17 protein-coding genes and 1 pseudogene are annotated in these 9,155 nt (G+C 41.2%); 1 reads left to right on the top strand and 17 read right to left on the bottom strand.

The genetic code is table 11. The features are described from left to right. Positions 1-23: 23 nt before the first annotated feature. A complete protein-coding gene (locus IYN85_RS25300) occupies positions 24-434 on the bottom strand; it encodes a hypothetical protein (protein ID WP_196161769.1) in 411 nt (136 codons plus the stop codon). 75 nt (positions 435-509) lie between these two features. Next, on the bottom strand, positions 510-1,058 hold the full coding sequence (locus tag IYN85_RS25295; protein WP_196161768.1) for a hypothetical protein: 549 nt from the start codon (positions 1,056-1,058) through the stop codon (positions 510-512). A gap of 157 nt (positions 1,059-1,215) precedes the next feature. On the opposite strand from IYN85_RS25295, the pseudogene IYN85_RS25290 reads away from it, so the two are divergent. Beyond that, positions 1,216-2,178 (top strand): annotated as a pseudogene (locus tag IYN85_RS25290) (IS30 family transposase). A gap of 28 nt (positions 2,179-2,206) precedes the next feature. Here IYN85_RS25290 and IYN85_RS25285 read toward each other — a convergent pair. The 15 genes from IYN85_RS25285 to IYN85_RS25215 form a co-directional block, all read right to left on the bottom strand. Continuing rightward, positions 2,207-2,623 (bottom strand): hypothetical protein, encoded by a 417-nt coding sequence (locus IYN85_RS25285; RefSeq protein WP_196161767.1) that lies wholly within the window; start codon positions 2,621-2,623, stop codon positions 2,207-2,209. Between the two features lie 105 nt (positions 2,624-2,728). Then, positions 2,729-3,073, bottom strand: a complete 345-nt coding sequence (locus tag IYN85_RS25280) for a hypothetical protein (RefSeq protein ID WP_196161766.1) — start codon at positions 3,071-3,073, stop codon at positions 2,729-2,731. Positions 3,074-3,216: 143 nt separating this feature from the next. Continuing rightward, entirely contained in the window at positions 3,217-3,570 is a 354-nt protein-coding gene (locus IYN85_RS25275; RefSeq protein WP_196161765.1) for a hypothetical protein, read from the bottom strand. Between the two features lie 155 nt (positions 3,571-3,725). Then, positions 3,726-4,052: a hypothetical protein gene (locus tag IYN85_RS25270; RefSeq protein WP_196161764.1), complete on the bottom strand. Its 327-nt coding sequence runs from the start codon at positions 4,050-4,052 to the stop codon at positions 3,726-3,728. Between the two features lie 132 nt (positions 4,053-4,184). Further along, positions 4,185-4,550, bottom strand: coding sequence for a hypothetical protein (locus IYN85_RS25265; RefSeq protein WP_196161763.1), 366 nt, complete (start codon positions 4,548-4,550; stop codon positions 4,185-4,187). 90 nt (positions 4,551-4,640) lie between these two features. Next, positions 4,641-5,078, bottom strand: a complete 438-nt coding sequence (locus tag IYN85_RS25260; protein ID WP_196161762.1) for a hypothetical protein — start codon at positions 5,076-5,078, stop codon at positions 4,641-4,643. A 106-nt stretch (positions 5,079-5,184) separates the two neighbouring features. Then, on the bottom strand, positions 5,185-5,532 hold the full coding sequence (locus IYN85_RS25255; RefSeq protein ID WP_196161761.1) for a hypothetical protein: 348 nt from the start codon (positions 5,530-5,532) through the stop codon (positions 5,185-5,187). Positions 5,533-5,632: 100 nt separating this feature from the next. Continuing rightward, positions 5,633-5,884 (bottom strand): hypothetical protein, encoded by a 252-nt coding sequence (locus IYN85_RS25250; RefSeq protein WP_196161760.1) that lies wholly within the window; start codon positions 5,882-5,884, stop codon positions 5,633-5,635. Between the two features lie 90 nt (positions 5,885-5,974). Next, positions 5,975-6,268: a hypothetical protein gene (locus IYN85_RS25245; protein ID WP_196158777.1), complete on the bottom strand. Its 294-nt coding sequence runs from the start codon at positions 6,266-6,268 to the stop codon at positions 5,975-5,977. Positions 6,269-6,384: 116 nt separating this feature from the next. Further along, entirely contained in the window at positions 6,385-6,714 is a 330-nt protein-coding gene (locus IYN85_RS25240) for a hypothetical protein (RefSeq protein ID WP_196161759.1), read from the bottom strand. A gap of 159 nt (positions 6,715-6,873) precedes the next feature. Then, positions 6,874-7,236 (bottom strand): hypothetical protein, encoded by a 363-nt coding sequence (locus IYN85_RS25235; protein WP_196161758.1) that lies wholly within the window; start codon positions 7,234-7,236, stop codon positions 6,874-6,876. Positions 7,237-7,315: 79 nt separating this feature from the next. Beyond that, positions 7,316-7,708 carry an HIT family protein gene (locus IYN85_RS25230; RefSeq protein ID WP_196161757.1) on the bottom strand — a complete coding sequence of 131 codons (393 nt, stop codon included), beginning with the start codon at positions 7,706-7,708 and terminating at the stop codon, positions 7,316-7,318. Between the two features lie 124 nt (positions 7,709-7,832). Beyond that, positions 7,833-8,183 carry a hypothetical protein gene (locus IYN85_RS25225; RefSeq protein WP_196161756.1) on the bottom strand — a complete coding sequence of 117 codons (351 nt, stop codon included), beginning with the start codon at positions 8,181-8,183 and terminating at the stop codon, positions 7,833-7,835. Positions 8,184-8,302: 119 nt separating this feature from the next. After that, positions 8,303-8,653 carry a hypothetical protein gene (locus IYN85_RS25220; RefSeq protein WP_196161755.1) on the bottom strand — a complete coding sequence of 117 codons (351 nt, stop codon included), beginning with the start codon at positions 8,651-8,653 and terminating at the stop codon, positions 8,303-8,305. 104 nt (positions 8,654-8,757) lie between these two features. Further along, entirely contained in the window at positions 8,758-9,081 is a 324-nt protein-coding gene (locus IYN85_RS25215; RefSeq protein ID WP_196161754.1) for a hypothetical protein, read from the bottom strand. Positions 9,082-9,155 lie beyond the last annotated feature (74 nt).

Here is a 9,155-nt window from a genome sequence, read left to right as displayed (position 1 = left end):
GCTTGATTAATTTGTTAGATTTTTTACCTCATTTCTCTTACTTTTTTAAGCATATATTTAAGCTTATTCGATTGTCTTTTCAGTTCATCAATTTGAACGTCAAAAGCAAGATAGTAAGCTTCATCATCTTTGTCTGATGGTTTCCAAGGAGGTCTCAATTTCCATTCCAAATAGATTCTAAGCTCACCTTGTTTGTATCTAAACTCAAGCTCCGGCTCCAAAAATTCAAGAGCTGAGTCTTCGAAATTTCCTGGAGATACCAACCAATTTGATAGCTCTTCAGCCTCAGAGAAAGTTAAGCTCGGATCTTTCCCTTCCCAAGACCCCTCGTTATCAGTTCCTTGAATACCGATCATCAACCATTCCTCGTTGGGAAACTCCCAACTAAGAATTTTCAGCTCTAATTGATGTCCTGCGCTATTACTAAATCTCATACCTAATCTAACGCTTACGCCAGTGGTTAAAAATGCGCAGCAAATTTTAATCCACTGCGCGTACTTGTTAGGTGATTAGTGCCTGTGCAGATTGATAATCTCTGGGTTCTGGGCATCCATAAACATGAACGCTCTGCCGTAAAGAGCTTTCATACCGACTTCATCAAATACATTATTACCAGATGGCGTAATCAATACTTCATCAGTTGCCAGACCCTTTAAATGGTGTTTTTGTATTTTCCCCATATGTCCTTCAATAAACTCATCAATGACTATGTTGAAAGCTGGATGGTTATACTGAACAACCAAATTGCCATCTTTCATAGGAGTGGGATTCATGTCTGGGTGAAAGTGATAGATATCTGAAATCACTTTCAGAGCGAATTCATGAGCTTCTTCAGGGTTTAGACCATCAGGAACAATCACAATCGTCCCGTGCCTAAATTGAACAAGGTCTTTTTGGTTATTTGTATAGAAAACCATCATTTCTAATAAAGCTTCATTGCTTGGAGAAAAGTCAGGTTGCCACTCTGGAACGGGCGGGAATAGTTTTTCAGTCGCGTTCACTGTAATTGAAACTCCAAAAAAAAAACAAACCAAAGTCTTAATCTCAATTTTCTTCACCTAACGTTTGTGGCAGTTGCGCGGGCTTTTTCGCGTCAACTGCCCGCACTTGTTATGCATGCCGAATTCATATACTAACTGCGACACCTATTCTGAATTTGGAGGTGACCTGTAATACTAAGCGCTTTTCGCTCCCGCCAAGAAGTGAATTGCGTTTATGAAGTATCAACAGATCACCAGAGAAGAAAGATACACGATTGCAGCCTATCGTGCACAGGGTCTTTCAGTTTCCGAGATTTCTGCCCTGACTGAGAGAGATAGAAGCACTATATACCGCGAGTTTCAAAGGAATTTCTGTCACAGTACCGATGGAGCCTATCGGCCCAGCAAGGCAGATGCACGCGCTACCAGCAGGCGTAGTCTCTCTAGGCGCAATCGACAGTATTCTGAAGATGACTTTAAGATCGTTCGGGCGCTTCTTCGCAAAAAATTCAGCCCTGAACAGATAGTCGGTCACATTCGTCGGTTTAGGCTGATGAGTAGAAGTCTAAGTCATGAAACCATATATCAGTACATTTGGCGTGATAAGGCGAATGGCGGTCTGCTATGGACTCATTTACGTCAAGCATCGAAACAGCGCCGTAAGCGCTACAAAGCCTATGACAGCAGAGGTCGCCTCGCGAATAAGCGGCACATTTCAGAGCGCCCTGAAAGCGTTTAAACCCGTAAATATAAGGGCCACTGGGAGATTGATACTGTTCACGGCAGAGGAAGCAGCCACTGCATAGTCACTTTGAATGAGCGAAAAACAGGCTTTGTCATGATCGGGAAATTGCCGAATAAATCAACATCGGCCCTTAATAAGAAAACGATCCTACTAATATCGAAAAATCCCAGTATGTTTAAGACGATAACTGCCGACAACGGCACAGAGATCCATCAATATACTGAGATAGGGAAAAAGCAAAAGGTGAAGTTTTACTTTGCTAACCCATTTCATTCTTGGGAAAGAGGAAGCAACGAAAACCTTAATGGATTAATACGCCAATACCTACCCAAAACTAGTAGCATGGAAGATATCACCCAACAACAATGTGACGCTATTGCAGAAAAACTCAATACGCGCCCGAGAAAAAGATTTGGCTATAAAACACCAGAGGAAATGTACTATGGGATTTAATGGTTATTGTCGCACTTCAAACTTGATACTAGGCATTTCTAAAATCTCCAGAATCAAGATCACATTCCGGTGGATTTTTCGGGCCAGCTTTGAGTATCACAGGTGGGATTGTAGAATTTATAAATTCGTCATCCAATTCGGTAAACGCGCTTAGGAAATAAGCGACCTGGCATAGATAATCCGTAGCAACATTCCTGTAACCATCAAATGCTGGTTTGTTTTCTATTTGACCGAATGCTGCATACGCTCGTTTGATGCAAAATGGGATTGGATCGTAATTATGAGAGAGAACGAGAGCCACGATTTGGTTCACCATTGAAATTGGTGCATAACCAATTCTCGATGGCGTGTAACATTGCGCTGGTATTAACCCAGGAGAATTCAAGCAATTGTGAAATGCTTTTATTGTGGCTCTAGCTTGTTTCGAACCTTCTTTTCTCATCATGTCTTACTTCTTGCATAACGATTTTATTTTGTGGCGAGTTTACGAGTCCAAAGCCCACTTGCGAAGCAAGGAATTTGGGCTTGAACAACAATTTTTTGTTAAGTATTAGTTTACGTATCCATTAAACTTATACTTGTTAGCACCGAAATACTTTGGTTCTACAACCTTCAAGCCAACTATTTTACCTTGCTTATAATTAGTAGACCTATGAATACGAACTCGAACAACTTGATCACTTTCCAGGCGCACCAACATTACCAATTTGTCACCTTCGTCTGTAGGCACTCCGGTCAACGTTTCTACAGCTCCAGTAGTTAAGTAAGTATCCCCAAGATTCATATGAATAAATGGTAATAGAGTTAGTACAGAAATAAAAACAGCCATCAATGCTATTTCACTCCAATGCTTCTTTATTATCTGAACACCTAGTTTTATGTCGTTTCTATTCAATGGCATCCGTTACTCAAAATAACCAACGTTGTGTGCAGGGGCGAATGGAACGTAGTGTAATGAGTCCCTAGCCCGCCGCGATAGCGGTTTTAGGCGGGCGTTACTTGCCGCACCTTGTTAAAATTTATGAATTTTAGAAGTCACTATTGCTTGATAGCAAGCACAGCTAAGTCCCATGCATCACTTCTATAGGTACAAGAGTCTATGTATAAGCCATTAACAGTCGCTGATTGAGCATGTGCTGACAATATCATTGCAGAAAAAGTATTAAATAATGGGTGATTCGTTGTGACTGCAATTCGCTTATGCGTTGTGCCACATGCTCCGGGCAGGTTATTCATATAGAAATAGATTATGCCTTCTTGGTTTAAATCTGTAGAGCCGTGAGACTGTAGATGTGAACCAACTAAATAAATTGTACCTTCAAATGGTTTCATTTCTGAATATGCAAAAGTTGAAACAATGATAGTAAGTGCTGTGATAAGTATGTTTTTCAAGATATATTCCTTTTAACGCCAATGCTTTGCGGCGAGCGACAGCGAGTCCGAGGCCCGCCCGCGAAAGCGGGGTTTTAGCGGGCCTGTACAACAGCTAATTGTTCTGTGTAAGTTGGGCACCTAGTGTATTTCCACAAAAAACCGTAGAAACCGAATTACTTTGAAATGCCCGTTATATCTGTTAAGTGACAATGATTTCTAGAAGATGCTTCAGTGAATATGCTCACAGTTGCACCCATTGCAAACGCAGACAATAGTGATGAAACCTTTGTATCGTAATTTGAATCTGTTGATTCTATATACGCCCAATCTTCGTTCAAACTACAAAGTGAAGGGTTGCCTTGAAATCTAATGCGAAAAGCATAGTTTCCTTCGCCAAAAACCTCAACCTTGCTGATCACACCACTTTTCGATTCATACGCATTAGCATTGGTGACAACAAATGCAAATACAAATGCTACTAATAATATCGATTTTTTCATAGTTACCTCTTAGACTGGAAACACAGAACGCCTTGCTAAGGGGCGTTTTTGTAGTTGATTTATTTTGTGCTATTAAAGCACAAAATGAAGCGACGTAAAAAACGTCCCTCTTGAGCAACTTGTTATGCGTATTTACCCGAATAATAGCCATATGCCATTCGGACTAGATTGGCCTATATAGTTATGTTTTAACTCTAACAAATGACCGGCTAAATCTATTGTATTTATATTGATCCCCTGCCAAGAGGGGCTTAGCGCCCAATTCACGGCAATATTTTTAAGCGTTTCATCACTGGAACCTACGATTTTCTTAGTTGAAGATAGGGATAGCCTCCACAAATCATCATCTAAATATTCGGCACTTAAATGAAAGCATTGAAATAACTCAATCAATTGCGGCTTAGAAAACCTACCACCACCGAGAAACGATGATTCTGGAATTTGATCCCAATCTTCGACGATCTTACCTTCAAAATTATTGAAAAATAATACTTCCATGAACATCTCGTTTACGCATAACGCCCGCATAAATGGCGAGCAACTTGTTGCGAGTCCAGCGGACGGAGTGAGCGATATTTCATGCGCTTGTTACGTATCGATAGCACCATTTTGTTTTCTCCAATCTAAAAATTCGATTCCTAGATCATCGTTACCTAGTTTTATTCGATAGTAAGCTCTCAAGGCTATATCGTCTCCATGGTGCCAATATACTTCAGCGTTCTCCTTAGGAGAATAAGATGCTAAGCGGTAATTGTTATATTCACGCATAATTTCCTTAGCCTCTTCTTCAGTAACACCAAATCGTGCACATATAGTTTTTGCAAAACCATTCAGCAAATATGGTATGGAAAACTCTATTGGATCTTCGAAATCTGTATTTTCATCTAGCCAGCATTTCACTATCGATTCATATAGCTCTTGAGATAAATTTTGCGGAACTGTTGTTGTGATAACAATATCTCCACTTTCTTCCATTTTTTTCAAGACTTCAGATATTTTTTCGATGTACTTTTCACTTAGAAACACTATTCATTCCCAGATGCATACGTAACACTCCTAAATTGCGGCGAGCGGTAGTGAGTCCGATGCCCGCCGCGGAGCGGTATTGGCGGGCATGTCCAACCTTGGCTTGTTAAGCGAGTAATTTGAAAAAATGGGTTTTAATAAATTCAATCGACTCTCTGTACTCGTTTTCTGACCAATATCCGATTTCAATATGGGCACTTCCATCCCAGAGACAAATTACCTCACAGTCTGGGTCTAATTGGATTCCATAGTCGTGCCCTAAACCACTACATATAGCAAACGCATCTTCTGTCTGATAAGACTTAGCTCTATAGAACTTTAGGCTTTGGAAATGCTTAGGTAGCTCTGCTTCCATAAATTCAAATAGCCTGCACCCAAACCCATCATACCGGCTTAGTACTTCATTTAGACTTTCGCTTTCGTATTCCCAGCCATCGTTCAAAAGTTTATGCATTTTCTACGCTTAACGCCGCCATAAACGGCTGCCGAAGCAACGCGTAGGCAGTCCGGTGGAGGCCAAGCCTTTCGTGGCCGCAACAAATTTAATGGCCTTGTTATGTGTATTTCTCACAAATTTCTTCCAACTCCTCCTGAACCCACGCCAGAGAGGTTTGTTTTTCCAGATTTTGTTTCATGATTTTGGACAACGCTGTTGGTAGCCAAAGCAACTCTTCTTTCTCGCACCGCATGCGCCAAATATCCGCCTTCGAAGGCGCGCTATTTATCTGAGACTTCAGCAAATTCGATAACTTCAAGTTCTCATCGAGAACCAGCGCTGACATCTGTGAAATTGGAAATTCAATCATCTGGACACATAACGCCAAAATTTGGGGCGAGCGGTAGCGAGTCCAAGACCCGCCGCGAAGCGGTTGGCGGGGCTGCCCAACATTGCCTTGTTACTTTTTGCTAGTGTAGACGAAATCGTATACATATGACTTGTCACCTTTACAACTAACCCACTTACCTTCAGGTGGTAGTTCACCTTGCTCATCCCACGGCATGAACCAAGGAATAGAAAAAACCTCGTCATGCTCGTTCACACAAACCCAGCCAAGTTTTGGTATGAACTTTATCCAGAGATCCATGTCGATTCGCTTCCAGACGTTCTCGGCTGAATCTGCAACCGGCTTGTACTTATAAATTACATCCGCTGGCAATCTTCTTCGAAACTCAAAATACAAGTCAGTCATTCAGTCGCATCCCTAATGAAAAGTAACGCGAAGCTTAGCGGCGAGCGATAGCGAGTCCACAGCCCGCCGTGTAGCGGTGAATTTAGGGCTGTATTGCTACAGCGTATTGTTACAAATTAACTCTTGATTTTAAAAACCCTTGGTTCGATACCGCCATGCAAGCAATCATCTTCATTGTATCCTAGAACCATTTTCTTACTTTGAGCTTGAGCTGCTAATGCTAGAGAGAAAAACCGATCTGCATTTTTATTGCTGTCATCAATTTTAAAGTGCCTTTTATTGTCGCAATTAGAATTTGCAGCAGTTTCTTCTACGTCAATGAAAACGGTGTTTGTATTGTTACTTGCACCTACCACGTTAACTGTGAATTCATGTTCTTCATATGCAATCGCACTCGCTGATAATGCAAGACAGATCGAAATTCTTTTGAATAGCTTGTATGGCATTGTATTTCCTACTTAAGTTGTAACGCCGCTAGCAACGGCGATCAATACGCAGCTTCTTTTGTGATAATTTGGAGCGGAGCGACAACACAAAAGAAGCGGAGTGTTGGGCGTCCAAGCGCACGTATTTTTGTGCGCTGATGTTGCCTAGTCTTGTTATAGCTAGCCACCAGCTAAAAGTTCTATTTGAGAACTGGGGACCCAACCAGAGAGACATGGACCACTGTAAGCTTTTTCTTCAGGAATTGGGCTCGACACTCCACAATACTCGCCATTCAATGGAAAAATAACTCCTGACCATTCATTGCTGTAGGAGCAAGACCAACCTGTTAAATCCTTTTCTATTTTCATCAATACCTCATACCCCTCATTTGGCCCCACACGTAACTCGGTACCATTCTTTATCAGAATATACGCCGTACAAGCATCTAAGTTTTCATTACCCCCGACCATTATAGGAACAGAGTCTTTTGCTAGAGAAGAAAATGAAAGTAATGTGGTAACGATCAATAATATATTTTTCATAATGCTATAACGCTTTTGTACACGGGCGAAAAACGAACGCCAGTGAGTTTTGAGTCCAAAGCCCGGAACGGGCTGCGTGCTACAACTTGTTATGAGAACTAGTGTAGATGTCTTCCCCTAATCCCAGCTTTGGCCAGGCTTCAATGCCGTCTTCCTCTTTACGTGGAAGTATATGGATATGGAAGTGACCAACAGACTGTTGAGCGGATTTCCCGCTAGCATTCAATAGATTGAAGCCTGTGTAACCATGCTCATACTTTATCTTGTTGCAGCATTCTTTAGCAAAGTTCATAACTTCTGAGAGTGCGACCGAATAAATGTCTGTCACATCGTTATAGTGTACCTTGGGTATTACTAGTAAATGCCCATCAACTTCCATTTCTAACGGAGTAAACGCTAAGCAATTCTCGTTTTCCCAGATGACATTTGCAGGAAGATTTCCTTTCACAATCTCACAAAATGTACACTTCACCTTTGAACCATTTCCTTCTCATAACGCTTTGCACAGCGGTATTTTTGGAAGAGCCGTTGTGTGGTACACACCACACAAAAGAGCGATGAAAAAATGTCCGCTGGTGCAACTTGTTATATTTGAACTAGAAACTTCCGATTCTAGAGACTGATGCCTTACCCGAAAGATGCTGAACTCCGGCTGAACCACAACGGTCGCCATCTACGGCAACCTTTACATCTGTTCCCGACATTTTTGCCGCTAACAAAACCGACAATATCGACTGAACATCAGCATTATCTGGTTCAACAGAATATAAATCAAAACCAGAACAAGATCCCGGATTTATATGCGTCCCCGAGGTTTTAAATAAGATATGACCTTCCTTATATCCGGTATATATCTCGACAATTTTTACCTTGTCGGTCCATACATCTTCCGCTGCAAATGAAGAGACACTGATACCAACCATAAGAATTCCAAGTAAATTTTTCATAATACTCCTTAAAATATAACGCCCCTAAACTGCGGCGCAATGAAGCGCAGCGTAATGGAGTCCGATGCCCGCCGCGGAGCGATTTATCGCGGGCATGAACAGCTTTGGTTTGTTATGTGCTAAATGGTGGTTAGCCCTTGCATTACCACTGGCAATAAAACGACACTCAAACCCCAAAAACATATAGAAGCCACTTCTAGTTTCAAATCACGATGTTTAAACCACAGCACTGTCAATATGATTGCTGAGAATGTAACTGAAAATTGATAAAGACAAAGTGCAGTAATAAATGCACCCGAACCTATTGCATCAATAGCCATTAGGTTTAGGCCAACTATTCCGACCACAGAATAAAAAAGCGCAAAGCCAAAAGCCGTATTTACATCGAAGCCAAATAGAACAGAAAGGAAGAGCACCACTACGAACATACATGCATAAGCTTTTGCAGCGTATAGTGCTATATTCTTCAATGTAACTCCCTACACATAACGCCCATATTTTGCGGCGAGTTTACGAGTCCGAAGCCCGCTTGCGAAGCAAGTTTGTGGGCTTGCACAACAATGAATTGTTAGAATTAATTATACATCCAGACACTAACTATTTTGGGGTGCTTATTGCCTTGCCCTGAACAGCCATTAACCCAAAATTTAACGGTTTTACCAGCAAGCTGTGCCGCCATTAATGTTGAATGTAGTGCTGAGTAATTGGAATCACTAGGTATAATCGCGTAATAAGCAGTACTTTCACAGCTATCTGGATTTTCTGAAATACCCGAAACACTCACCATAGTCCAGGTATTATTAAGATATAAGTGTTCAATCTTTCCACTTGCGGTAGACCCACTCGCAACTGCAAAGGTACTAAAAAGACTAACTAAAATTATTCCAATATACTTCATAAATTTTCCTTAAATTCTAACGCTTTGCTAAATTGCGCTAATCTTACACCACTTTCGTGGACACTTTTCATACA

The organism is Reinekea sp. G2M2-21 (assembly GCF_015687175.1).
Taxonomy (GTDB): Bacteria; Pseudomonadota; Gammaproteobacteria; order Pseudomonadales; family Natronospirillaceae; genus Reinekea.
The sequence above is the reverse complement of the archived record's forward strand: the minus strand, read 5'-3'. Positions and strand labels throughout refer to the sequence as shown.

Coding starts and splice junctions, on each gene's coding strand:
- IYN85_RS25265 (WP_196161763.1), bottom strand. CDS start 4,550: ATGGAAGTATTATTTTTCAATAATTTTGAAGGTAAGATCGTCGAAGAT.
- IYN85_RS25240 (WP_196161759.1), bottom strand. CDS start 6,714: ATGCCATACAAGCTATTCAAAAGAATTTCGATCTGTCTTGCATTATCA.
- IYN85_RS25245 (WP_196158777.1), bottom strand. CDS start 6,268: ATGACTGACTTGTATTTTGAGTTTCGAAGAAGATTGCCAGCGGATGTA.
- IYN85_RS25300 (WP_196161769.1), bottom strand. CDS start 434: ATGAGATTTAGTAATAGCGCAGGACATCAATTAGAGCTGAAAATTCTT.
- IYN85_RS25270 (WP_196161764.1), bottom strand. CDS start 4,052: ATGAAAAAATCGATATTATTAGTAGCATTTGTATTTGCATTTGTTGTC.
- IYN85_RS25250 (WP_196161760.1), bottom strand. CDS start 5,884: ATGATTGAATTTCCAATTTCACAGATGTCAGCGCTGGTTCTCGATGAG.
- IYN85_RS25215 (WP_196161754.1), bottom strand. CDS start 9,081: ATGAAGTATATTGGAATAATTTTAGTTAGTCTTTTTAGTACCTTTGCA.
- IYN85_RS25225 (WP_196161756.1), bottom strand. CDS start 8,183: ATGAAAAATTTACTTGGAATTCTTATGGTTGGTATCAGTGTCTCTTCA.
- IYN85_RS25285 (WP_196161767.1), bottom strand. CDS start 2,623: ATGATGAGAAAAGAAGGTTCGAAACAAGCTAGAGCCACAATAAAAGCA.
- IYN85_RS25235 (WP_196161758.1), bottom strand. CDS start 7,236: ATGAAAAATATATTATTGATCGTTACCACATTACTTTCATTTTCTTCT.
- IYN85_RS25255 (WP_196161761.1), bottom strand. CDS start 5,532: ATGCATAAACTTTTGAACGATGGCTGGGAATACGAAAGCGAAAGTCTA.